This window comes from Streptomyces sp. NPDC005202, from assembly GCF_040608235.1.
In the GTDB taxonomy this organism is placed as follows: Bacteria; Actinomycetota; Actinomycetes; order Streptomycetales; family Streptomycetaceae; genus Streptomyces.
In genome coordinates this window covers 1-22,271 of sequence record NZ_JBEXHW010000055.1, presented here as the reverse complement: position 1 = coordinate 22,271, position 22,271 = coordinate 1, and the positions used below count along the sequence as shown (strand labels likewise).

Here is a 22,271-nt window from a genome sequence, read left to right as displayed (position 1 = left end):
CGGAAGCGGTCATTCCGCTGGTCTGTAGGGCACCCTGGGAGAGATCACATCGGAGACCCGAACCGGAGGCAGTGTGACTCTGGCCCGCTACGCTGGTACGCACCACGGCAGAACGGAGAGTGCTCCGCGGATGGGACCGAAGACGACCAAGGTCTACGAGACGCTTCGCGCGCGGCTCGCCTCTGGCGAGTACGCCCCCGGTGACAAGCTCCCTTCAGAGCGCACGCTGGTCGAAGATCTCGGGATCGGCCGGACCGCGCTTCGGCAGGTGCTTGCCCGTCTGGTGGCTGAGGGCGCGCTGGAGGTTCGCGGCCGAAGCTCGTACCGCGTTCCCGGGGCAGTGAGCGTCAAGGCGCCGGAAGGGCTCGAACCGTGGCGCATCCACGGTGAACGTGATCTCTACGACAACCGTTGGGTCAAGCTCCAGCTCTGGGACGTGGAGCCACCCGGCGTGGAGCGGTTCGAGCATCACGTGGTGAGGCTGCACCACGTTGCCGTTACGGCGGTGCTGGACGACCAAGACCGCGTGCTGATGATGTGGCGCTACCGCTTCGTCCCGCAGCAGTTCGGTTGGGAGCTCCCGGGCGGCATCGTGGACGAAGGCGAGGATCCTGCGGACACGGCGCTCCGGGAAGTCGTGGAAGAGACGGGCTGGCGGCCGAAGTCACTGGAACATGTCGTCACCTATCAGCCCATGGTCGGCATGGTCGACTCGCCTCACGAGATCTTCGTAGGTTATGGGGCGGAGCAGGTCGGTTCACCGACGGATCTCGAAGAGGCCGGCCACATCGAGTGGGTTCCCCTGGCCGACGTTCCGGGGCTCATGGCCCGCGGTGAGCTGATGGGCTCCGGGACTCTCGTTGCCCTGCTTCACATCCTTGCGACCCGCGGCAAGCCGGGCATCACAGCCGCGCACTGAGCATTTCGACGCGACGGCGCTGCCGCACCGAACCGGTGCGGCTCGCCAGCAGCCGCGCCTGCCTCAAGTGGGTGTTCGCGTCGTCGTACTCGGCGCGCGCCAAGTGTGCATGTGCAAGATCGGCGTGCAGACCAGCTTGTGCACGCACGAACGTCGGGTCGGCGACTGCCAGGGCGTCATAGAGACTGGTCACCGCGTCGTCGTCACCCAACAAGGCCAGGACGTTGCCACGCCATCGCGTCAGGTGGGCGCCGTTGAGGAAGATGCTCAACATGTCCGGGTCTCGGTCTTCAGAGCCCGGCGGGATGCTCGCCATGGAGGCATCGAGCGCGCGCCGGCAGTCGTCCGCCATGCCCGGGACGTGGGCGCACATCTCCGCTTCAGCGGCGTACAGCCATGCCCGGAGACGGGGAGACCCGCCCCGGCCAAGGGTGCGTTGGGCATCGCGCACCAGCTCAACACCGAGTGCCGGCCGACCGGCTTCACACAGCACGTAAGCCTGCTCTGCCATGGCGTGCGCCAGGTACATCGGAGCCTCAGCGTCACGCGCTGCCCGTTTCGCCAGCTCGTAGTGTCGCCAAGCTCGTTCGACCGCGCCTGTGTCGATCGCCTGCCACGCCGCTAGGGTCGACGCTCCGGCAAGCGCAAGCGCCACGGGCCGACGCGCGCCCGGCAGCACGGCGAAGTTCAGCGCGTCCTCAAGGCGCGCAAGGTGGCCCGTCATCTGGTCGACAAGGCCGGACGCCCCCAACTGTCGGTCCATGGTGCGCAGTAGCTCAGTCTGGTCGTTGAACGCCTTCACCATGGACTCACTGACGCTGCTGGCCGAATCGATCCTGCTCAACAGTTCGTCGTACCCGTCAGCCACGGGCATGGCAACGACGTCCGTACTGCCTTTCAGCTCTGCGTCCGTGACGCCGAGAAGGCGACGAAGGATCTCGGCGTAGCGGTCCGAGATGGTGCGCTTGCCGTTCTCCCACTCGGACACGTACACCCGCAAACTCGCGGTTGAGGCCACGTCGGTGAGATGCCGTCGGGCGTACTGCTCGATCTCGCGAACCAGTCGCTCCTGAGACCAGCCGCGCGCCGTTCGCGCACTCCGAAGTCCTGTGCTCACAGACCACCGTCCGGCGATAGGTCCACTCACTGACCCTCCCAGGATGCCTCACATCGTCGCAGGTCAACAGGGGTTAACAGGACGGGAGTTAAGTCCTGTTGGCTATGGACTCCCCTGTCTCGAACGGTCTCCTTGAGGTGCACCGCGACGGGCAATCGCCCACCGAATCCGCGACGGCCCTTGACTCTGGTGCGCACCAGTTGGTTATCTACTGGTGCGCACCAGATGGGGGCAGTCGCATCGGGTGCGGTGTGTGCAGGACCCCGCCGGGCCCGCTTACACGCGGTCCGAGCGGCAGGGGAGACGTAAAAGCCCGTCGTCTTCACGGATCGATCGGTGTCAACGGCTAAGCCGCTGGTCTGACCCTCGGGCGTAGACCCAGGGAACGGATCACCGGGGATCCCGTTGATTGGGCCGCACCCAGCCCATGGCACCCAGGGAGCATCCACTCAGCGAGTAGCGACTGAGTGGCGCGGTCACCGCGCGTCGTCGAAGGGAGGCGGAGCAAGGCGCGTAAGGGGCCGCGAGACGACAGTGACGGGCTTTCCCGTCACTCGTCATGCGGGCAGGGCGCCGGCGTCATGTCGGTGGCCTGCCCGTTTGATGAGGACTTTCGAAGGTCCCACCCGCACCGCATCCGGTGCGGTCCCTTCCCACGGCCGCGCACCCCGTAGAGGCACCTCCGGGCGCGTTCGGGCCGTTCACTGTGAGGAGAGACCTCCATGAAGTGCATCGTTGCGGGTCATCAGGCCCTCACCGAGGCGGAGTTCGCGGAACTGGCGCTGGGCACCCCGGTTGAGCTGTGGCTCGGGGTGGAGGGCGAGAGTGACGAGGAGCGCGCGGCCCGTCTGGACGCGGCGCGTGACATCCTCGCCGACCCCGAGTACCGGGAGCTCCCGGACGACCTGATCCGGCTGGCCGCGCGGGTGGTCGAGGACCACCCGGACCTGTTCAACGTGGTCCCGCTGGTCCGCCCCGCCCGCCGTCGCGTGGCGCGCAAGGGGGGTGCCGCGGCATGAGCGATGGTCTGACGCTGGAGGACCTGTCCGTGCCGCTGCGGGCGCTGCGCCTGCTGGCCGTGGACTTCGGGCACCTTGCGGCACCGGCCGTGCGTGTGACCACCATCTGGCCGGACCGGCTGGAGTTGGAGTTCCACGATGACCTGGCCGGCTTCGAGGCGTGGCGTGACGCACTGCGCATCACGCCGGACGCGGTGACTCACAGCACGCAGAGCGGGGGCCGCACTCGCGTGCTGCGCACGGTGGCCGAGTACGCGGGCGCGAAGCTTGAGCTGGTCGGCTACGGCCGCGTTCCCGCCCCGGAGTTGACCGGAGCGGCGGCCTGATGTCGGGGGCGTTCGGCAAGTGCTTCGACCCGACCGGCGCTCGCTACGGCATCCCCACCTACCCCTGGCGCCTGGCCCCGGACGGCCTGGCCACCCGCCGTCAGCTCCGTGGCCTGGGCTTACGGCCGGGTGGTCAGCCGATCGCGGCGCAGGTCATGCGGGTCAACCGGCGCGCCGGGGGCGTGCGGGTGGGCTACCTCTACCGGATCGACCGTGCCAAGCCCGTGCGGCCGATGACCTCCCGCAAGTGGGGCGCGCTCGCGCTGGCCATGCTCGCCCGGCGCACCTGCCCCCGCTGCCGACTCGATGTCGGCTACTGCATCCCCCGCCGCTTCGGCATCTGCGGGCTGTGCCTGGCCACCGAGGAACAGCGCGTCACCTGAACCCCCATCGAGACAGGAAGAACCGATGAACGACACCCGAGAACGGTCCCTGAGCAGGGGCCAAGCGCTCGTACTGGGCGCCGCTGCGGTGCCCATGGTCGCGTTCGGCGGCTTGGGCGCGGTCGGCACCTACAGCAACATCTACCTCTGTGTTCCACCGGTCGGCCACCGCGCTGGGAGTGGTCGCCGCTGGGGAGGGCGCAACGCTCGTTCTGGCCCTGGTCCTGGTCGGCCTGACCATGCTGGGGCAGTCCGCCCCGGCGGCCGTGCGGGTCGGGCTGTGGACGCTGCCGGCGGTGGCCTCTCTGACCGGCGCCGCCGTCGCTCAGTCGGCCACGGAAGCGGTGGTGTTCGCCGTCACTCCGATGGCCATGTGCGTATCGGCTGAGGGCATGGGTCTGCTGGCCCGCCGCATCGTGGTCTACCGCACCGGGGTGGACGCCGAAGCGCAGCGCCGCAACGCGGCGGTCATGCAGCGGCTCGCCTACCACCGCGCCCGCGCCGCGAACCACCCCGACGAGGGCGCCCGCAAGGACTCGGAGCGGGAGTCGTGGAAGCTCGCCAAGAAGGTGGGCACCGGTGACGCCCTGCTCGGGGCGCGCCTGGTCGATGTCCAGCGCGAGCGGATGACGGACGGCGCGGACGCGGCCCTTGCGGGCATGTTCGCCCTGCCTGTCACGACCCCCGTCACGGGCGTGACGGCCACCCCCGAGCCGCCCGCTGTCGAGGCCGCGGACGAGGAGGGCGTCACGCCCGGTGTGACGGGGGAAGACACGCAGGTAACGCCCGCATTCGAGACCGTACCGGCCGTTCCCGTCACGCCCGTGACGGCCCCCGTCACACCGCCTGTGACGCTGGACGAAATCGCCGCTGTGGCCGGCGTGCCCACCCCGCAGCCGGGGGAGCCGCTGACCGATGCACAACTGGTCGTCGTCCTGCGGCACCTGCGCTACAGCGACGACCCTCCGCTGTCCTACCGCCAGGCCGTGACCGCGTTCCGCGAGGGCGGGTTCGTCGGCGGGGAACAGCGGGTGCGCAAGGCGTGGGGCTCGCTGATGTCCCACGAGGAATCGGAAGCCTGATCGCGCGTCCGGCACACACCAATGAGGACCAGCCCAGTGAAGGTGGGCTGGCCCTCGTTGCGACTGCCGGAAGCAGTCGACCGCACCAGTGAAGCAGACCCGGTGAGCCCCGGCGAGCGGCACCCTCGCAGACCCGGCGAGCAGACCCGGTGAGCCTGCCCCGGCATCCGCCCGGGGAACAGCGCCCCGCCCCAATCACCCCTCCACTCAAGGAGACTCACTGTGTCCAGCCGTACCCGCACCCGCGGCGTGAAGACGGCCGCGGGTGTCCACACTGTCCACATCCCTCGCCAGCGCGGGCGCCGCCGGAGCCAGCCGTTCGTGGTGGTCGTCCCGGAGCACCCCTCCCTGACCCGCGAAGCGCTCGGCTTCCTGGGCCGGGCGCTGTGGCGCTTCCGCGGCGCGCTCGCCCCCTCCTTCCTGGCCCTGCTGGCGTGGCCGCTGACCGCGATCCTGCACGCGCTCGCCTGGTGGTCCGGTCTGCTGCTCGCGCCGCTGGCCGTCGCTCCCGTGCTGTGGCTCGGTTTCGTCCAGATCCGCCGACCGGCGCGCACGGCCGCGGTCGTCTGGCGGGCTGGTCTGGCCCTGCTCGCCACGGCCGGGTTCGCCTGGCTGGCGCTGGCGTCCGGGTTCGGGCCGCTTGCGGGCCCGCTGCCCCTGATCTGGCTCCTGGCCTGGCTGGTCGCTCAGACCGCGTGGCTCATCGTCCGCCGCTCCCACTGACCCGAAGGGACCCTGTCTGATGGCAACCGCCTACGCCGCTCCCGGCGCCGGAGCCAACGGCTCGCAGGCCAAGCGCGCGATGAACAGCAAGAACTTCGGTGCGACGTTCGCGCCCGGGTTCACCATCAACGTCAACGCCAACAAGACCAACAACGGCGTGCCCACCGCCGCTAACCGCGCCGGTACCAGCGGCCGGAGCAGCGCTGAGGCCCTGCTCCCGGCTCCGGAGTTCACCTCTCCGGCGCAGGTGCGGAACTACTGCAACAGCCTGCGTGCGGCGGCCGTGACGCTGTCCATCGAGGTGGCGATGGGTGCCGAGATCATGAAGGGCGTGCTGGCCGCGGTCCCGGACCCGGAGGGGCGCCCGTTCGGCTCCCGGGCCCGCGCGGCGAAGGTGGCCCGCAAGCTGCAGAAGTCCGCCGACGCGCTGCGGGATGCCGCGAAGAACGCCGCGGCCTGCTACTCGACCTTCCAGCAGCAGTACGAGGAAGAGATCAACCGCGTCCGTCACCGTGCCCGCAGGCCGCAGCAGCCGGTCATGAACTGGGCGCAGCAGTAAGGGAGGTTCACTCGATGGCTGAGCGCGACGCACAGCATCAGCTTGCGGAGCTGCTGGAACTTCAGCTCCGGGGCGGCTCGGACGCCGGCGGGGTGGGCAAGTACCTGCTGCACCGGGCCAAGCCGCACATCCCGCCGTGGCTCGGGTGGGCCGGGACCGGCCTGGCCGGGGTGCTGGGTCACCTGCGGTGGGCCGACAGCGCGCCGGCGGCCGTGGGTCTCACCCTGGGCTCGGTGGTGCTGACCGGTGCCACCTGGCTGATCGGCAAGAACACCAGCCAGCAGCGGCGCCTGCACTCAGCCATCACGGTTGCCGCGGGCTCCGCCTGGCTGACCGCGGCCTGCCTGGCGGGCCCGACCGCGAGTCCGGTCGGGGACCTGTACCTGATGGGCGGGCCCGCCCTGGCCCTGTCGTGGAACGTGCGCCTGGTCTTGCGGCACAACCCGGACGCGGCCGGTGAAAGCTCTGACAAGGGCCTGTTGGAGAAGGTGGGTCTGGCCAGGGCGCAGATCGGCAACGCGAAAGTGGAGCCGAACCGCGTCACGGCGCCGGTCGCGCTGGAGGCGGGAACGCAGACCAACGACGACATGACCAAGGCACTGGGCAACATCGCCTCCGCCCTGGACCTGCCGACATCGGCCGTGCGCTACACCCCCGACCCCGGCTCCGCCCGGCGCGGCGAACTGGTCATCGTGCCAGAGGACATGCTGGCCGAAGTCGTGGAGTGGCAGGGACCCTCCAACCTCGGGGGGTCGATCGCCGATCCGCTGGACGTCGGCCGGTACGACGACGGCGCCCCATTGCTGATCTGGCTGCCGGGCGACCCGGAGGCGGGCCGCAACTCCACGCACCTGCTCATCGCGGGCGGCACCGGGTCCGGCAAGGGCGACGCGGCACTGAACCTGCTCACGGAGATGCTCTCGCGCCGTGACGTCATCGTGTGGTTCTCCGACCCCAAGGCGTTCCAGGACTTCGCCGCCCTGCGGCCTGGACTGGACTGGGGCGTCGAGGGCGGCACGTCCACAGAGGTCATGGTGGCGGCCGTCGAGGCGGCCATCCCGGCGCGCACGCGCTGGCTGGGTGCCCACGGCTACCGGCAGTGGGTACCGGAGGCCGCTCAGGCGCAGAACAGCCCCGAGCACACCTGCCGCCCGGACGGCCGGCCGTGCGGCTGTGCGGGGATGCCGTTCCTGGTGGCCTGGTTCGAGGAGGCCGCCAACACCCTGCGCGCCCTGGGCGACGACGCGTTTACCGGCATCGCGCAGGAAGCCCGCTCCGCTGGTATCTCGCTGGTGGTCTCGCTTCAGCGGCCGTCCTACGACCAGATGTCCACCAGCACCCGCGCCTCTCTGCCGTCGGTGATCGCGCTGGGCTGCGACGCGCGCGACGAGGGGTTCTCCCTGCCGGACGAGGTCCTGGCCGCGGGCGCCCACCCCGGCGCGTGGGGCAACCGGCGGCCGGGCTACTGCTACGTCGTCTCGCCCGGCATCCCGGAGGATCGCTACCCCTCCCCGGGCCGTACCCGCCGCTTCACGCACCGGGCCGTGCCGGTCATGGAACTGCTCGCCACCTGGGCACAGCGCAACGGCGCCAGCGCCGACCCCGTCACCGCCGGCGCCGCCTCCAGCGTCGCCGGACGCGCCTACACCGGCCGGCCCGCGTCCGGCACCGAGCAGCCGACGGCGCTTCGGGCCGTCGAGCAGGAGGAGGACGACATGGAACAGGGTGGCTTGCTGGTCGACCCGGAAGACCAGGACATCGACCCGGAGGCCGACCTCCCCGCGCCGGAGCAGGGCGACGACGCCCCGATCTTCGGGCAGGAAGCCGGGCGCAAGCCGTCGCCGGAGGAGGCCCGGCGCCTGTTCGCGGACGCGCTGGCGGAGTTCGAGAGCGAGGGCCGCATGATCGTGGGCCCGAAGGACTTCACCGACTGGTGCGACCGGCACAACCTGTCCCGCTCCTGGGTGTCCCTGCGGCTGAAGGAAGCGGCGCAGGAGGGCCGGTTGGAGGCGACCAACACCACCGGCCGGTGGCGCATCATCCCCGCACTCACGGCCGCCTGACACCCGTAACGCGTTACGCCCGCCTAACACCCAAACCCCTAGGCAGGCACGCGTGTTACCCGCCCTAACAGCGGCCGCTCACGCGGCCTAACACCTGCACGTAACACCCTCCCGCGGGCCCGCGCACACCCCCGTGCGCGGGCCCGCGGCCGTCCCGAAGGGAACCGCCGTGACCCAACGGCCCACGGCCGTCGAAGTCCACCACCCCGAACCGATCACCGTGCACCCGCACGCCGCACCCCCGGTGCCGGTGCAGCCGGGCCCGCCGCCGGCCGTGCAGAGCATCGTGCTGCCCGACGGTCGCGTCGTCACCGGCTACGCCCTCACCCCCGCGCCCGCCCCGGCGCCGGTCGACACGCGCCCGGCTGTCTCCCGCACCGCGGTGAACATCGCGCTCGGAGGGATCGGGTTCGGCGCGGTGTGCGGGGGCCTGGTCCTGCTCACCTCGTTCATCGCCGCCCTGACCGCGTTCATCACCCAGCTCATCATCCTGGCCGCCGTCATCTTCGGCGGCTGGATCGCCGTCCAGATCTTCGGCGCCACCGGCCCCCACGCCCGGGGCGGGACCACGGTCAACATCCGCAAGGCCGTCATCAAGCGCAACCACTTCCACGGCTGAACGTACCCAGAGGAGCGCCGTGTTCGAGATCCGCATCATCTGCGCGCCGGACGACGCCGACCGCATCAGCCGGGCCCTGGCCGCTGCGTTCGACACCGGCCCGGCACGCCAGTACCCCACCCGCGACGGCAAGCGCACCCGCCTGTACCTCGCCGCCGACCACCGGCCCGACAACCCCGAAAGCGAGTGATCACATGTCGTTCGGAGAGACCCCGATCACCATCATCGGCAACCTGACCGCCGACCCGGAGTTGAAGTTCACGGCCTCCGGCCAGGCCCTGGCCCGCTTCACCGTCGCGTCGACCCCGCGCGTGTTCGACCGGGAGTCGAATCAGTGGAAGGACGGCACGTCCACGTTCTTCCGCTGCGCCGCCTGGCGCACGCTCGCGGAACACGTCGCCGAGTCGCTGGGAAAGGGCTCGCGGGTGGTGCTGTCCGGGCGGATCCGTCAGCACGACTGGCAGACCCCGGAGGGCGAGAACCGCTCGATGCTCGCCGTGGAGGTCGACGAGATCGGCGCGTCCCTGCGCTTCACCACCGTCCAGATCAACGGCAAGCGCACCAGCGGCGCCGCTCCGTCCGGCGACCCGTGGAACACCGGTGACAACCGTCCCGAGCCGGGCAACGAGCCGCCGTTCTAGCCGTGCCCGGGGCGACCGCCCGATCTCGCCAAAGACACGCGGTCGCCCCGGCCAACCAGTCCACAACAGACCTGTTGGAGGCATCCAGCATGACCCATCGCACCGCTACGCGGCGAGAGCACCTGCTCTCCGCCGCTCTGGCCGCCGCCGGGCGCGGCTGGCACGTCCACCCGCTCCGCCCAGGCGGCAAGGCCCCCGCGCTGCACGGCGAGCACGCCTGTCCCCGCAGCGGCCCGTGCGCCGACGGCCACGTGAAGTGGGAACAGCGCGCCACCACCGACCCCGACCGCATCCGCACCGCCTGGACGACAGGCCCGTACAACGTCGGCATCGCCACCGGCCCCTCCGGCCTGGTCGTCGTCGACCTGGACGTACCCAAGGATGAGAACCACAAGGACAGTTCGGACGCGCCTTGCGGCGCGACGACCTTTTCGGCGCTCTGCGAGCGCGCCGGACAGCCCTGGCCGACGACCTACACGGTGCGGACGCCCAGCGGCGGCATGCACCTGTACTTCACCGCCCCGCCCGGCGTGCGTCTGCCCTGCACGGCCAAGACCGTGGCGCCGAACGTCGACACCCGCGCGTGGGGCGGCAACATCGTCGCCGCGGGCAGCGTCACCACGGCCGGAGCGTACGAGGTGACAAACAACGCCCCCGTGGCGGTGCTGCCCGCGTGGCTGCTGCACCGGCTCCGGCCCACGCCCACGCCAGCCCCGGCGCCCGCCCCGCTGCTGATCCCGGGCGGGGCCACCCGCCGGGCCACGGTGGCACTGGAGCGGGAGACCGCACGGGTCAGCCACGCGCCGGAGGGGCAGCGCCATCACCTCCTGCTCACCCGCACGATCGCCATCGGACGGTTCGTCGTCTGGGGCGAGATCGCCCGGGACGTGGTCGAGGAGGCATTTGGGGCGGCCGGTGAAGCGGCCGGACTGCCGGCCGCCGAGTGCCGCGCCACGATCCGGGACGCCCTGGCCTACTCCGCCCGCACCTGCCGCGCCCGGGAGACGGCATGAGCCACAACCCACCCCGCCCGAAGCCCAAATGCCCACCGAACACGGCCGAACGCCCTGACCCCGCCACCAGCGCGGAACGTCCGGCTGAGGAGTGCGGCCAAGGAAAGGCCGCCCGTCAGGGCGTCCTTTCAGCCCTTCCCCCCGACCAGTACTCCAGCAGCCCGACCGACGGTGACGGCCGCTTCCCCGTGGCCTGGCTCCACATCCGCGCGCCGCGCGGCGCCACCCCCACGGCCACCTCGAAGTGCCTGTGCGGCCGGGACCGCAGCGCCATCGGCCACCGCAAGGTGCTGACCCTGATCGCCGACCACGAAACCCACCGCGACCAATGCCCGCTCCGCACCACCCAGGAAGGGAGGAACGCCGCGTGACCAGCACCGAGACGCCTGCACCGCCCACCGACGGCGCCGCACTGCTCGATGAGGTCGAAGCGTTCCACCGACGCTTCAACATCTTCCCCCTCGATGCCGCGTACGTCGCCGTGACGCTGTGGGACGCGCACGCTCATCTGCTGGACTGCTTCGACTCCACACCCCGGCTCGCGTTCCTCTCCCCGGAGCCGGGTTCCGGGAAGTCGCGGGCGCTGGAGATCGTGGAAACCCTCGTGCCGTACCCGATGGTCGCGGTCAACGCGTCCGCGTCCGCGCTCTTCCGGGCCGTCTCCGGCATGGACGGACGGCCGACGATCCTGTTCGACGAGATCGACACGGTTTTCGGGCCCAAGGCCGGAGAGAACGAACAACTCCGGGGATTCCTGAACGCCGGTCACCGTCGCTCTGGCGTCATGTGGCGCTGCGTAGGCGACGGCGCCAACCAGCAGGTACAGGAGTTCCCCTCGTTCTGCGCGGTCGCCGTCGCCGGACTCGGCTCGCTGCCGGACACGATCCTGACCCGTTCCGTCATCGTCCGCATGCGGCGCCGCGCGCCGAACGAGAAGGTGGAGCCCTACCGGCAGCGCATCCACGAGAAGGAAGGCCACGCGCTGCGTGACCGGCTCGCCAACTGGGCACAGTCCGTGCGCCACCTGGTCGACGGGGTGTTCCCCGAGCTCCCGGAGGGCATCACCGACCGCCCCGCGGACGTGTGGGAACCCCTGCTGGCCGTCGCAGAGGCGGCCGGCGGCGCGTGGCCGGAGCGGGCCCGCGCCGCGTGCGTTGAGCTGGTGACCGCGGCCAAGACCAGCGACAAGGGCAGCATCGGCATCCGGTTGCTCACCGACCTGCGCGACTACGTGTTCAACGGCATCGATCGCCTGCCCACCGTCGCCATCCTGGACCGGCTCCACAGCCTCGAAGAGGCGCCGTGGGCGGACATGAGCGGCAAGCCCCTGGACGCCCGCGGGCTGTCGAGGATGCTGCGCGAGTACGTGACCGCGGACAACACGCCGATCGCGGCTCGCAACATTAAGACCGGCGGAAGCGTCATGAAGGGCTACTACGCGAGCGACCTTCACGACGCGTGGCAGCGCTACTGCCCGCCCCCTGCGGAAAGTGCGCTACTTCCGCTACCTCCGCTACCGGGCAGGTCAGAGCCCTGAAATCGGTAGCGGATGCGTGCTCCGCATCCGCTACCGACGCGCCTGATCCGCTACCCGCCCCGCGGCACGTTCCCGGGACCGGTAGCGGATCCATCCGCTACCGCTACCCCCATCCGCTACCTCGATCACGCCCCTGACCAGGGCGGTAGCGGAGGTAGCGGAAGTAGCGGATCTGTCGGGGGAGCCGAGATCCGGTTCTCCCGCTCCCTGGCTCACAAAGGACAGCCGCCCCTTGCGGGGGCCGCGCGGCTGTCCGGACCCATGAGAGGAGCACGCGGTGACGACGGCCGCGTACCGCCCGCGAGACGACAAGCTCACGCTCGCGGAGATCTGCAAGGACCTGAAGATCTCACGCTCCACCTTCTACGACTGGCGCGCGAAGGGGCGCGCCCCTCGCTGCATCAAGCTGCCCAACGGTGACATCCGGGTTCGGCGCAGCGACTACGAACAGTGGCTGGACGCTCGGGAGGACGCCGCCTGATGGACGGCACGACGTACAACGTCAAGATCTGGAAGACGGCGGTCTACAAGGGCAAGCGCAAGACAACGCACACCGTGCGGTGGGAGCTGGACGGCAAGGAGTGGCGAGCACCGTTCGACACGAAGGCACTCGCGGACGCCTTCCGCTCCGAGCTGGTCAGCGCCACGCGCCGTGGCGAGGCATTCAGCCTGGCCACGGGGCGCCCCGTCTCGCATCAGTCCGGGGCAAGCGGCGTGAACTGGTACGACTTCGCCGTTCAGTTCGCGGACGTTCAATGGCACCGGACCGGCGGGAACAACCGCAAGAACACGGCCAAAGCGCTCATGGCAACCACTGTCGCCCTGCTGCGTACACCGCCGACCGCGTTCCGGCCGGTCGACGTGCGTACGGCACTGCGCGAGTTCGCGTTCAACACGCGGCGCCGGGAAGACGCCCCACCGGAGATGGCCACGATCCTGAAGTGGGTGGAGCGCAACACCCTGACCATGGCCGCATGGGAGGACCCCGCCAAGGTCGACGAGGTGCTTCGGGCCGTCGACTCCAAGTTGGACGGCACGCGGGCCGCGGCCAGCTCAGTCAAGCGCAACCGGCGGATCCTGAACGTGGCCATGGAATACGCCGTCAAGCACCGGATCCTGCGCAAGAACCCCCTGCCGAAGGGGAGAGGGGCGGCACCGAAGACATCGTCTGCGGTCGACAAGAGGTCTCTCCTCAACCCGGAGCAGGCGGCACGCCTGCTGGGCTGGGTGCGCCGTCGTCCCCGCGGCGGTAAGCGGCTGCACGCGTTCTTCGCCACGATGTACTACGCCGGGCCGCGCCCCGAGGAGGTTGTGGCGATGGACGTTGCGGACGTCCGCCTACCCAATGAAGGCGCCGAAGACCAGTGGTGTGAGCTGCTGTTCCACACGGCTCAGCCGGAAGTCGGGAAGAACTGGACCGATGACGGCGCGATCCACGAAGAGCGCGGGCTGAAGGGACGCGCCAGTGACGACACCCGAGTCGTGCCAGGGCACCCGTCGCTCACGCGGATCCTTCGCGAGCACATCGAGGCGGAGAACCTGAAGCCGGGGGACCTGCTGTTCCAGGGCGAGAAGGGTGACATGCTCGCGGGCTCGGTCATCCGCAGGGCCTGGCGCACCGCCCGCGAGAAGGCGCTCACCCCGGAGGAGTACGCCTCTCCGCTCGGCAAGCGGGTGTACGACCTGCGCCACACCTGCCTGACCAACTGGCTCAACGACGGCATCCCGCCGGCGCAGGTGGCCGAGTGGGCGGGCAACAGCGTCCCCGTACTGCTGGCCATCTACGCCCGGTGCATCTCCGGGCAGCTCGGGGACCTCAAACAGCGGATCCTCGCCCGCGGGGACCTGCCCGAGCTACCCGAGGCCGGATGAGGGGCCCGGGGAACTTCCCCGCGTATTCACCGCAGCCACCCGCAGAAACCCGGTGACAGCCGGACAGCGCCGGACCCTTCCCGTGACCAACCGGGGAGGGTCCGGCGCTTTTCCGCGTTGGGCTGCACCTGCTCTGACCAGCAAAAACGCCCTCCCGAAGGAGGGCGGAGACTGGGCGCCCCCGGCAGGACTCGAACCTGCGGCCAAGCGCTTAGAAGGCGCCTGCTCTATCCACTGAGCTACGGGGGCCGGGTGTGGTGGCCTCTGTCTTGGTGCCCGGGTGTGGGCCGATCCGTGACGTTGCCGGGGACAAGGATAGGGCTCCCGCATCCTTGTCCCTGTCGCTTCGCCTCCATGGCTCAATGTGGAGGTTCGGTGAAGCGGTCCTGATAATCGCAGGCAGGTACGAATCGTGCATCGCTTTTGGTCGCATCACGCACCGGGTGTTGTGCACTCGTTATGCCTGGAGTGTGCCCGCGTCCCAGTCATCCCTTCCGTCCCTTGTGTTCTATCGGCACGCAGACATGCTCATATGCTTCAGAATTCCCCTAAAATTGGGCATTCTTCGCATGTGGTGACCTTGGACGTACGGCCTCAGCTGCTCGACGCACTCTTCGCCCTGCGCGACCGTGTCGCCGCCGCACGCTTTCCGCTGCCCCTCGCCGGGGCGCCCCGCGCGCGTGCCAACCGCGACGAACTGCTCGCGCAACTCGACGACTACTTGGTGCCCCGGTTGAGAGCCCCCGAAGCGCCTTTGCTGGCCGTGGTCGGGGGATCGACCGGCGCCGGGAAGTCCACACTCGTCAACTCCCTTGTCGGACGGCGGGTCAGTGAAGCGGGAGTGCTGCGGCCGACGACCCGGACCCCCGTGCTGGTGTGTCACCCGGAGGACCACCACTGGTTCAGCGGCATGCGCGTCCTGCCCGACCTCACGCGCGTGTGGATGCCCCAGCATGACCCGGGGGACGACCTGCTGACGCCCGAGGAGGACGCCTCGCGCGTACTGCGCATCGAGACCGTCGAGACCCTGCCCCCCGGCCTCGCCCTCCTCGACGCGCCCGACATCGACTCCCTGCTCGCCGACAACCGCGCCGTCGCCGCCGAGCTGATCTGCGCCGCCGACATCTGGATCATGGTCACTACGGCCGCCCGGTACGCCGACGCCGTCCCCTGGCACCTGCTGCGCACCGCCAAGGAGTACGACGTCACGCTCGTGACTGTCCTGGACCGGGTGCCGCACCAGGTCGTCTCCGAGGTCTCGCGGCAGTACGGGGCGCTGCTCACCAAGGCCGGGCTGGGTGACGTACCGCGGTTCACCGTGCCCGAGCTACCCGAGTCGGCCTGGGGCGGGGGGCTGCTGCCGGCCACCGCCGTGGCGCCGCTGCGCACCTGGCTCGTCCACCAGGCCCAGGACCCCTCGGCCCGGCTGCACGTCATGGCCCGGACGGCCCACGGCGTCCTCGAATCGCTGAAGTCCCGGATGCCGGAGCTGGCCGGCGCCGCCGCCGCGCAGTACGCGGCCGCCCTGCGGCTCACCACAGCCGTCGACAGTGCGTACGACAGCGAGCACGCGCGCGTGCGGGGGCGACTGCAGGCCGGGGCCGTGCTCGCCGGGGACGCCCTGAAGCGGTGGCGCGCCTTCCCCCTCGACTGCACCGCCCGGGAACTGCTCGACGCGCTCGTGGAGAGCCTGGGCTCCCTGCTGCTGTGCGCTGTCGCAGCCGCCGACGAGCGCATCGACGACGCATGGCGCCGTGAGCCGGCGGCGGCTGCCCCGGGGCTCGCCGACCGCGATCGCTCGCTGGAGAGCGCCGAGCACCGCATTGGGCTGGCCGTACGGCGGTGGCGGCGAGAGCTCGAGGAGTACGCCGAGGACGAGGTGCGCGAGCTGGACCGGAGCGTCGCACCGGATCCCGAGGTTGTCGCCGCCCTGGCCGCCACCGGGCTGCTGGGCGGCCGCCGCGCGCGGTCCGCGGGCGAGGGGCTCGCCGAGCGGATCGGCGCACACGGCGCGCTGCGGCTGCGCGACCGCTCCGGGCGGTTGCTCGCCGACTACCTGGACCGGGTGATGCACACCGCACGCGAGCGACGGCTGGCCCCGCTCGACGCCCTCGGGGTGCACCCGGAGCCCCAGGCCGCACTCATTGCCGCGCTGTCCGTACTGCTGAAGGAGAGGTGACCGGTGACCGCCGTCACTGACCAGGAACACAGGGAGCACGCCGATCAGACGGAGGGCACGGTCCCCGAGGACGCGCAGGACACCGAGGACGCCAAGGGCTACCAGGACCGTACGGACGCCGAGGGCCGTAGGGACGCCGAGGGCCGTAAGGGCGGGGATCGCAACGACGCCGGGCCCAGCAAAGACGTCGGGGACCGCAAGGACGGCGGGAACTCCGAGGACCCCAGGCATGCGATCGGCGACATGCGTTCCCCCCAAGGGGGCTCATCCGGAAGCGGCCGCCCCGGAAGCGGCCGCCCAGGAAGCGGCCGCCCCGGAGAGGGCGCTGCCGGAGAGGGCGTCTCCAAGGAGGGTGCTTCGGAGGGCGGGCCCGAAGGAGCGGACGCCGCCGGCGACAAGCGCCCCCGAGCACGAGCGAAGGACGATCACGCGGGCGTGAAGAGGGACGTGACGGACAGCGACGGCCACGCGCGCGTGAAGAGGGACGTGACGGACAGCGACGGCCACGCGCGCGTGAAGGACGACGGCACCGCTCCCGCCCCCGCCGAATCGACGGACGTCTGGGACGACGGACTCATCGCGCGGCGGGTGACGGAGACCACCGCCGCCGAGCACGTACCCGTCGTGGTGACCAGGACGCCCGGTCCCCTGCCCGTGACCCCTCTCGCGTACGACGGACCGCTGCGGTCGCGGCTGGACGCGCTGCGCGAACTGGTGGGCCTGTCCCGCACCCGGCTCGACAGCCGCTCGCTCGCCGAGGCGGGCCGCGTCCTCGACGAGGCGGCGGCGCGGCGCCGGCTCTCCGGGCAGCACACCGTCGTTGCCATCGCGGGCGCCACCGGCAGCGGCAAGTCGCAGCTGTTCAACGCCCTCGCCGGCGTGACCATCTCGGAGACCGGCGTACGGCGGCCGACCACCGCGGCGCCCATCGCGTGCAGTTGGAGCGACGGCGCGGCGAGCCTCATCGACCGGCTCGGCATCCCGGGACGGCTGCGCAGGCGCCCCGTGCAGGGCCCCGACGCCGACCCGCAGCTGGGCGGACTCGTCCTGGTCGACCTGCCCGACCACGACTCGGCCGCCGTGCAGCACCGCGAGCAGGTGGACCGCGTCCTGGCGCTCGTCGACGCCGTCATCTGGGTCGTCGACCCCGAGAAGTACGCCGACGCCGTCCTCCACGAGCGCTATCTGCGGCCCATGGCGGGCCACGCGGAGATCATGTTCGTCGTCCTCAACCAGCTCGACCGGCTGCCCGGGGAGGCCGCCGACCAGGTCCTCGACGATCTGCGACGCCTGCTCGACGAGGACGGGATCGCCCTGGGGGAGTACGGCGAGCCGGGCGCGACCGTGCTCGCGCTGTCCGCGCTCACCGGGGACGGCCTCGGCGAACTGCGTGAGGCGCTCGGCCAGTTCGTGGCGGAGCGCGGGGCCGCGGCGCGGCGGATCTCGGCCGACGTGGACGCCGCGGCTCTCCGGCTGCGGCCCGTCTACGCGGCGCGGCGGCGCACCGGACTCAGCGAGGAGGCGCGCGAGGAGTTCGCGTCGCGGCTCGCGGACGCGATGGGTGCCACCGCCGCGGGCGAGGCCGCCGAGCGCGCCTGGCTGCGCAACGCCAACCGTGCGTGCGGCACGCCCTGGCTCCGGCTGTGGCGCTGGTGCCAGGACCGGCGCGAGCCTCCCACCGGACGCATGCCGGTGCGCGCGCAGCCGGACGAGGAGGCCACCGCGCGGCAGCGCGTCGAGCAGGCGGTGCGCACGGTGGCCGGCCGGGCCTCGGCCGGACTGCCGACGCCGTGGGCGCAGGCGGTGCGGGAGGCCGCCGTCCGCGGGGCCCAGGGGCTGCCCGAGGCGCTGGACGAGCTGGCGGCGCGGGCCGGGCTGCCCCCGGGGCGGCCGCCGCGGCCGGGCTGGTGGCCGGTGGCCGTCCTGGCACAGGCGTCCATGACGATCCTTCAGGTCGTCGGTGGGCTGTGGCTCGTGGGGCAGATCATCGGGGTCATGGCGCCGAACCTGGGGGTGCCGGTGCTGCTGATGGTCGCCGGCATCGTCGGCGGGCCGCTCGTGGAGTGGAGCGGCCGGATCGCGGCGCGGGGACCGGCACGGCGGTACGGCCTGGAGGCGGAGCGCCGCCTGCGGGAGGCGGCCGCGGGGTGCGGCCGGGCCCGGGTGCTGGATCCCGTGGCGGCGGAGCTGCTGCGGTACCGGGAGGTGCGGGAGCAGTACGCACGGGTCATGGGGGCCGGGGCGAGGTGAGCCGAGACTGGGCGGCTCACCGGCTCACTGGCTCGCCAGCTCGGTGGGCCGGTGGCCCGATGGCTCAGTGACCTGGGGGACCCCGGTAGCTCAGCGGCCCGATGGCTCGGTGACCCGGCGGCCCGACGGCGCGGTGACCCGACGGCGCGGTGACCCGACGGCGCGGTGACCCGACGGCGCGGTGACCCGACGGCTCGGTGTGAGGTGAGGCGTCGCGTGGACGGTCGTCCCTCGTCCGGGTGAGGGAGTTTTCCACAGACAGGCGGTGGTCCACAGCGCTCAGCGGGCTCGGCCCGGCGGAGGCAGTCTGATCTCGCGGCGATCGCGACGGACGCGGTCGTCACCACAGACGCAGCCGTACGGGACGGGCCCGTACGCGTATCGACCCGGCGTCGGCGGCCGGGCGAGGGAGGGGTTCGCGATGAACGAGACGATGGTCTGCACAGTGGGCAACGTGGCGACGCAGCCGGTGTACCGGGAGCTGGCGTCCGGCGGGTCGGCGCGGTTCCGGCTGGCGGTGACCTCGCGTTACTGGGACCGCGAGAAGAGCGCCTGGACGGACGGGCACACCAACTTCTTCACGGTGTGGGCCAACCGCCAGCTCGCCACGAACACAGTGGCCTCGCTGAACGTGGGAGATCCCGTCATCGTGCAGGGCAGGCTGAAGGTGCGTACGGAGGTGCGCGACGGCCACAACTGGACCTCGGCGGACATCGACGCGCTGGCGATCGGCCACGACCTCGCGCGAGGCACGTCGGCCTTCCGGCGCACCGGCAGGCCGGAGTCGGCGCCGGCGAGCCCACCCCCGCAAACCGAGCCGACGTGGGAGACACCCGTCGCCGACACGGAGTCTCAACAGCGGCCGGAGCCAGCCGCGGTGACGTGATGTCAGGATCCCGCTGAAGCCGACTGAAGTGCGGCTTATCGGCGAGTCCATTCGGGAACGACCCGGTGGATTTGTCGATAAGCCCTGCTCAGACGGTTGTTGGCGATAACGATTCCGATTCGGATGGGTCATCCGACCATATGAAAGAGGAACGCGGTGCGCCGGATCCCTAGGATGCCGGGCATAGCTCTCGGGGCTTGAGATTCTGCTGGTGGGACCGCACCCCCCACGTCAACCGGTCCTGCTCGAAGGGGAATTCTGTGTGTGCTTGGTTTTCTGCGCCGTCCGCGCGCAGGCGAGGGGCGGCCCGCCCGGCCGCCGCGACCCTGGTGTCCGGGCTCGTCGCCGCCGGTGTGATGGCCGCCGCCGGCCCGGCTGCCGCCGACGGGACACCGCAGAGCCAGGGCGGTGCGACTGCCACCATAGGTGGCCTGAAGACGTACGGCACCGCCGTCATCCATGACGACAGCGGGGACTACCAGGTGTCCGCAGGCCTGTTCGAGATGTCCGTCGATGGCGGCGGCACCCTCCAGACGTACTGCATCGACCTGCACAACCCCACACAGAAGGACGCCAAGTACCACGAGACGCCCTGGAGCGGCACCTCGCTGGGCACCAACAAGGACGCCGGGAAGATCCGCTGGATCCTGCAGCACTCCTACCCGCAGGTGAACGACCTCGCGGCGCTCGCCGCCAAGGCGGGGGTCAGTAACCTCACCGAGCAGGACGCGGCGGCCGGCACCCAGGTGGCCATCTGGCGCTACTCCGACGGCGCGGACGTCGACGCCGTCGACCCGCAGGCCGAGAAGCTCGCGGACTACCTGCAGAAGAGCGCCCGCGACCTGCCCGAGCCCAAGGCCTCGCTGACCCTCGACCCGCCCGCCCTCTCCGGCCACCCCGGCGAGCGGCTCGGCCCGGTGACCGTGCACACCAACGCGAGCGGCGTGACGGTGACACCGTCGCCGGCTGCCGCCACCAGCGGCGTGCGGATCGTCGGCAAGGACGGCAAGGCGATCACGTCCGCCGCGGACGGCAGCCAGCTGTTCTTCGACGTGCCCGAGGACGCCGCCGGAGGTGCCTCCCATGCGTCAAGCAGTGGGGGAGGATCGGCGGAGCTGACCGTGCAGGCCTCGACCACCGTGCCGGTCGGCCGCGCCTTCACCTCCGACAGCCGTAGCCAGACCCAGATCCTGGCCGGCTCCAGCGAGTCGACGGTCGCCGCGACGGCGAGCGCCACCTGGGCAGGCAGGGGTGCGATACCCGCGCTGTCCGCGGCGAAGAACTGCACCAAGGGTGGCGTGGACATCACGGCGGTCAACCAGGGCGACGAGGCGTTCACCTTCGAGCTCATGGGCGTCGAGCACAGCATCGCCGCGGGCGCGTCCGAGACGGTCACGATCCCGCTCCAGGAGGATCAGGCCTACGACTTCACGATCAAGGGCCCGAACGGATTCGGGCAGCGCTTCACCGGCGTCCTTGACTGCAAGACGCAGGGCAGCGCGGGCGGCACGGCGACCCAGACGCTCAGCGAGCCGAGCCCCGCGACGGTGGGCGGCACCTCCGGCGACACGAACCTGGCCGAGACCGGCGGCACCAGCACGACCCCCCTGATCGCAGCCATCGGCCTCAGCCTGCTGGTGCTGGGCGCCACGGCCCTGAGCATCGTCCGCAAGAAGAAGACCCCCGCCCGGGACTGACCGGCACGGAACCTTGTCAATTCCACAGCGAGTGGCGAAAGGGTGACTCCCTGCACACCCCGCCCCGGCGCGCCCCCGCGGCGCCCGGGGCCGCCCCACATCCGGCAGGCGATGGTCACCAGGCGGTTTCCCCCGGTGGGTGGCCATGCGGCAAGATGGGGTGTTACTTACCGCGAGAAAGCATGAAAAGGCCCCTCACCAGCAGTTTTCCCACCGATGAGGGGCCGTCTCAGGCGGCTTGGGCCGTCCCTGGGCCGTCATGAGTGTGACCGGCGGCCCGGTACATCGCGGAGATGGCTTTCCGGGTCCGCGTCTCGCTGGACGGCATGAGGTGCGTGTAGACGCGGAGCGTGAACCCGGGGTCGCTGTGGCCGAGGTAGAGGCTCAGGGCCTTGATGCTCTCTCCGGCGTCCAGGAGCACTGAGGCGTAGAAGTGCCGCAGGGCTTGCATCCCATGCTCGCGGGCTGCCGCGTACCGCTGCCCCTTCTCGGGGGTGGGGATGATGCCGGCGGATGCCAGTGCGGGCTTCCACGCCTGGTCGTTGAACGCTTGGCTCCAGATGGCGGCGCCGATGCCGCTCGTGAAGACGAGTCGATGCGTGACCTTCGGGCCGGTCGGGGTCAGCCACGGCAATGTCACCTCGACAGGCGGGAAGCGATCCATGTGCTCGCGGAGCACGGCCGACACCTCGGAGTCGAGGGGTACGTCACGGAGCTTGCCGCGCTTGGGCGGGGCGAAGACGAGCGTGCCGCGGACCTTCTTGACCTGTTGACGTACGTACATCCAGCCAATGCGCGAGGACGTACGTCGGCGGCGATGGCTTCGGCCATCGGGGCCGGGACACCGAGGCGGGCGCGGAGGGTCGCGGTGTCGATGGGTGTTCCGGTGCGGGTGCGGTGCTCGGCGGCGACCTTGCGGGCGTGTTCGACCAGGGCGGTCGGGACAGGTACGGCAGAGGGCTTGGTCTGTGCCTTGACGGGCGGCGGCGCCGGTTCGGCCGTCGCTGCTTCGGGCGCGTCCTCCTGGACATCGACCACCTCGGCGCCGTCGCTCGTTGGCACGGGCACGGGCGCGGGCGGGGACTCCACCACGGCACGGGCTCATCATGACGCGACCGGCATGCGGGTCAGCGAGGAGACCCTGGCCGCACTCGAGGAGGCGGCCTCGCAAAAGGGGGAGCGTCCAAGGAACACAACGGGCAGGACGGCGAAAGCGACCCGGTCCGGGCCGAGCGACGATGCATCCGCCGAAGACGGCGGGCCCGGCTGAAGGCCGCCCTGCTCGGCCGGTCCGCGGCGGGCTGACCACCAAGATCCACCTGGCCGCCGACCGGCGCTGCCGGCCGATGGCGCTTCTCCTGACCGCCGGGCAGGCCGCCGACAGTC

20 protein-coding genes, 1 tRNA gene and 4 pseudogenes are annotated in these 22,271 nt (G+C 71.2%); 21 read left to right on the top strand and 4 right to left on the bottom strand.

The window, feature by feature from the left end:
* Positions 1 to 130 precede the first annotated feature (130 nt).
* The gene (locus tag ABZV31_RS36340) at positions 131 to 919 is read left to right on the top strand and encodes an NUDIX domain-containing protein (RefSeq protein WP_355901116.1); all 789 of its coding nucleotides are present in this window, start codon (positions 131 to 133) and stop codon (positions 917 to 919) included.
* On the opposite strand, the gene ABZV31_RS36335 is transcribed toward ABZV31_RS36340, so the two are convergent.
* Positions 903 to 1,913 carry an XRE family transcriptional regulator gene (locus ABZV31_RS36335; RefSeq protein ID WP_355901125.1) on the bottom strand — a complete coding sequence of 337 codons (1,011 nt, stop codon included), beginning with the start codon at positions 1,911 to 1,913 and terminating at the stop codon, positions 903 to 905. The two genes, ABZV31_RS36340 and ABZV31_RS36335, sit on opposite strands and share 17 nt — an antisense overlap.
* A gap of 845 nt (positions 1,914 to 2,758) precedes the next feature.
* On the opposite strand from ABZV31_RS36335, the gene ABZV31_RS36330 reads away from it, so the two are divergent.
* The 15 genes and pseudogenes from ABZV31_RS36330 (at position 2,759) to ABZV31_RS36260 (ending at position 13,873) form a co-directional block, all read left to right on the top strand.
* Positions 2,759 to 3,055, top strand: a complete 297-nt coding sequence (locus ABZV31_RS36330; RefSeq protein WP_355901115.1) for a hypothetical protein — start codon at positions 2,759 to 2,761, stop codon at positions 3,053 to 3,055.
* A complete protein-coding gene (locus tag ABZV31_RS36325; protein WP_355901114.1) occupies positions 3,052 to 3,381 on the top strand; it encodes a hypothetical protein in 330 nt (109 codons plus the stop codon). The genes ABZV31_RS36330 and ABZV31_RS36325 overlap by 4 nt, the downstream gene beginning before the upstream one ends.
* Positions 3,381 to 3,764, top strand: a complete 384-nt coding sequence (locus ABZV31_RS36320; RefSeq protein WP_355901113.1) for an RRQRL motif-containing zinc-binding protein — start codon at positions 3,381 to 3,383, stop codon at positions 3,762 to 3,764. The genes ABZV31_RS36325 and ABZV31_RS36320 overlap by 1 nt, the downstream gene beginning before the upstream one ends.
* Before the next feature lie 25 nt (positions 3,765 to 3,789).
* Positions 3,790 to 4,846 (top strand): annotated as a pseudogene (locus tag ABZV31_RS36315) (hypothetical protein).
* 222 nt (positions 4,847 to 5,068) lie between these two features.
* The gene (locus ABZV31_RS36310) at positions 5,069 to 5,569 is read left to right on the top strand and encodes a hypothetical protein (protein WP_355901112.1); all 501 of its coding nucleotides are present in this window, start codon (positions 5,069 to 5,071) and stop codon (positions 5,567 to 5,569) included.
* A gap of 19 nt (positions 5,570 to 5,588) precedes the next feature.
* Positions 5,589 to 6,128, top strand: a complete 540-nt coding sequence (traA, locus tag ABZV31_RS36305) for a plasmid transfer protein TraA (protein WP_355901111.1) — start codon at positions 5,589 to 5,591, stop codon at positions 6,126 to 6,128.
* Between the two features lie 14 nt (positions 6,129 to 6,142).
* Entirely contained in the window at positions 6,143 to 8,191 is a 2,049-nt protein-coding gene (gene traB / locus ABZV31_RS36300) for a plasmid transfer protein TraB (protein WP_355901110.1), read from the top strand.
* 169 nt (positions 8,192 to 8,360) lie between these two features.
* A complete protein-coding gene (locus tag ABZV31_RS36295) occupies positions 8,361 to 8,810 on the top strand; it encodes a hypothetical protein (protein ID WP_355901109.1) in 450 nt (149 codons plus the stop codon).
* Positions 8,811 to 8,829: 19 nt separating this feature from the next.
* Positions 8,830 to 9,000, top strand: a complete 171-nt coding sequence (locus ABZV31_RS36290; protein WP_355901108.1) for a hypothetical protein — start codon at positions 8,830 to 8,832, stop codon at positions 8,998 to 9,000.
* A gap of 4 nt (positions 9,001 to 9,004) precedes the next feature.
* Positions 9,005 to 9,451 (top strand): single-stranded DNA-binding protein, encoded by a 447-nt coding sequence (gene ssb, locus ABZV31_RS36285; RefSeq protein WP_355901107.1) that lies wholly within the window; start codon positions 9,005 to 9,007, stop codon positions 9,449 to 9,451.
* A gap of 89 nt (positions 9,452 to 9,540) precedes the next feature.
* On the top strand, positions 9,541 to 10,464 hold the full coding sequence (locus ABZV31_RS36280; protein WP_355901106.1) for a bifunctional DNA primase/polymerase: 924 nt from the start codon (positions 9,541 to 9,543) through the stop codon (positions 10,462 to 10,464).
* On the top strand, positions 10,461 to 10,835 hold the full coding sequence (locus tag ABZV31_RS36275) for a hypothetical protein (protein ID WP_355901105.1): 375 nt from the start codon (positions 10,461 to 10,463) through the stop codon (positions 10,833 to 10,835). Before ABZV31_RS36280 ends, ABZV31_RS36275 begins: the two co-directional genes overlap by 4 nt.
* Positions 10,832 to 12,001: a DUF3631 domain-containing protein gene (locus tag ABZV31_RS36270; protein ID WP_355901104.1), complete on the top strand. Its 1,170-nt coding sequence runs from the start codon at positions 10,832 to 10,834 to the stop codon at positions 11,999 to 12,001. The genes ABZV31_RS36275 and ABZV31_RS36270 overlap by 4 nt, the downstream gene beginning before the upstream one ends.
* Before the next feature lie 277 nt (positions 12,002 to 12,278).
* Positions 12,279 to 12,482 (top strand): helix-turn-helix domain-containing protein, encoded by a 204-nt coding sequence (locus ABZV31_RS36265; protein WP_355901103.1) that lies wholly within the window; start codon positions 12,279 to 12,281, stop codon positions 12,480 to 12,482.
* Positions 12,482 to 13,873: a tyrosine-type recombinase/integrase gene (locus tag ABZV31_RS36260; RefSeq protein ID WP_355901102.1), complete on the top strand. Its 1,392-nt coding sequence runs from the start codon at positions 12,482 to 12,484 to the stop codon at positions 13,871 to 13,873. The genes ABZV31_RS36265 and ABZV31_RS36260 overlap by 1 nt, the downstream gene beginning before the upstream one ends.
* 176 nt (positions 13,874 to 14,049) lie before the next feature.
* Here ABZV31_RS36260 and ABZV31_RS36255 read toward each other — a convergent pair.
* A tRNA-Arg gene (locus ABZV31_RS36255) sits at positions 14,050 to 14,122 on the bottom strand.
* A 322-nt stretch (positions 14,123 to 14,444) separates the two neighbouring features.
* Between ABZV31_RS36255 and ABZV31_RS36250 the strand changes: the two genes are divergently transcribed.
* From ABZV31_RS36250 to ABZV31_RS36235, 4 genes are all read left to right on the top strand, one after another.
* Complete coding sequence (locus ABZV31_RS36250; protein ID WP_355901101.1) at positions 14,445 to 16,052, top strand: dynamin family protein; 1,608 nt, start codon at positions 14,445 to 14,447, stop codon at positions 16,050 to 16,052.
* A gap of 243 nt (positions 16,053 to 16,295) precedes the next feature.
* The gene (locus ABZV31_RS36245; RefSeq protein ID WP_355901124.1) at positions 16,296 to 18,302 is read left to right on the top strand and encodes a YfjP family GTPase; all 2,007 of its coding nucleotides are present in this window, start codon (positions 16,296 to 16,298) and stop codon (positions 18,300 to 18,302) included.
* A 421-nt stretch (positions 18,303 to 18,723) separates the two neighbouring features.
* Entirely contained in the window at positions 18,724 to 19,188 is a 465-nt protein-coding gene (locus ABZV31_RS36240; RefSeq protein ID WP_355901100.1) for a single-stranded DNA-binding protein, read from the top strand.
* A gap of 260 nt (positions 19,189 to 19,448) precedes the next feature.
* Entirely contained in the window at positions 19,449 to 20,885 is a 1,437-nt protein-coding gene (locus ABZV31_RS36235; RefSeq protein ID WP_355901099.1) for a Cys-Gln thioester bond-forming surface protein, read from the top strand.
* Positions 20,886 to 21,114: 229 nt separating this feature from the next.
* Here the strand turns inward: ABZV31_RS36235 and ABZV31_RS36230 are convergent.
* Positions 21,115 to 21,675, bottom strand: a pseudogene (locus tag ABZV31_RS36230) (tyrosine-type recombinase/integrase); the annotation flags it as partial.
* Positions 21,676 to 21,689: 14 nt separating this feature from the next.
* Positions 21,690 to 21,941 (bottom strand): annotated as a pseudogene (locus ABZV31_RS36225) (SpdA protein); the annotation flags it as partial.
* A 236-nt stretch (positions 21,942 to 22,177) separates the two neighbouring features.
* Here ABZV31_RS36225 and ABZV31_RS36220 point away from each other — a divergent pair.
* Positions 22,178 to 22,271: pseudogene (locus ABZV31_RS36220) on the top strand (IS5/IS1182 family transposase); the annotation flags it as partial.

What these genes read in the sequence shown, in the direction of transcription:
- ABZV31_RS36340 (WP_355901116.1), top strand. Translation starts at nt 131, where the DNA reads ATGGGACCGAAGACGACCAAGGTCTACGAGACGCTTCGCGCGCGGCTC.
- ABZV31_RS36330 (WP_355901115.1), top strand. Translation starts at nt 2,759, where the DNA reads ATGAAGTGCATCGTTGCGGGTCATCAGGCCCTCACCGAGGCGGAGTTC.
- ABZV31_RS36325 (WP_355901114.1), top strand. Translation starts at nt 3,052, where the DNA reads ATGAGCGATGGTCTGACGCTGGAGGACCTGTCCGTGCCGCTGCGGGCG.
- ABZV31_RS36320 (WP_355901113.1), top strand. Translation starts at nt 3,381, where the DNA reads ATGTCGGGGGCGTTCGGCAAGTGCTTCGACCCGACCGGCGCTCGCTAC.
- traA (WP_355901111.1), top strand. Translation starts at nt 5,589, where the DNA reads ATGGCAACCGCCTACGCCGCTCCCGGCGCCGGAGCCAACGGCTCGCAG.
- traB (WP_355901110.1), top strand. Translation starts at nt 6,143, where the DNA reads ATGGCTGAGCGCGACGCACAGCATCAGCTTGCGGAGCTGCTGGAACTT.
- ssb (WP_355901107.1), top strand. Translation starts at nt 9,005, where the DNA reads ATGTCGTTCGGAGAGACCCCGATCACCATCATCGGCAACCTGACCGCC.
- ABZV31_RS36280 (WP_355901106.1), top strand. Translation starts at nt 9,541, where the DNA reads ATGACCCATCGCACCGCTACGCGGCGAGAGCACCTGCTCTCCGCCGCT.
- ABZV31_RS36275 (WP_355901105.1), top strand. Translation starts at nt 10,461, where the DNA reads ATGAGCCACAACCCACCCCGCCCGAAGCCCAAATGCCCACCGAACACG.
- ABZV31_RS36260 (WP_355901102.1), top strand. Translation starts at nt 12,482, where the DNA reads ATGGACGGCACGACGTACAACGTCAAGATCTGGAAGACGGCGGTCTAC.
- ABZV31_RS36245 (WP_355901124.1), top strand. Translation starts at nt 16,296, where the DNA reads ATGCGTTCCCCCCAAGGGGGCTCATCCGGAAGCGGCCGCCCCGGAAGC.
- ABZV31_RS36240 (WP_355901100.1), top strand. Translation starts at nt 18,724, where the DNA reads ATGAACGAGACGATGGTCTGCACAGTGGGCAACGTGGCGACGCAGCCG.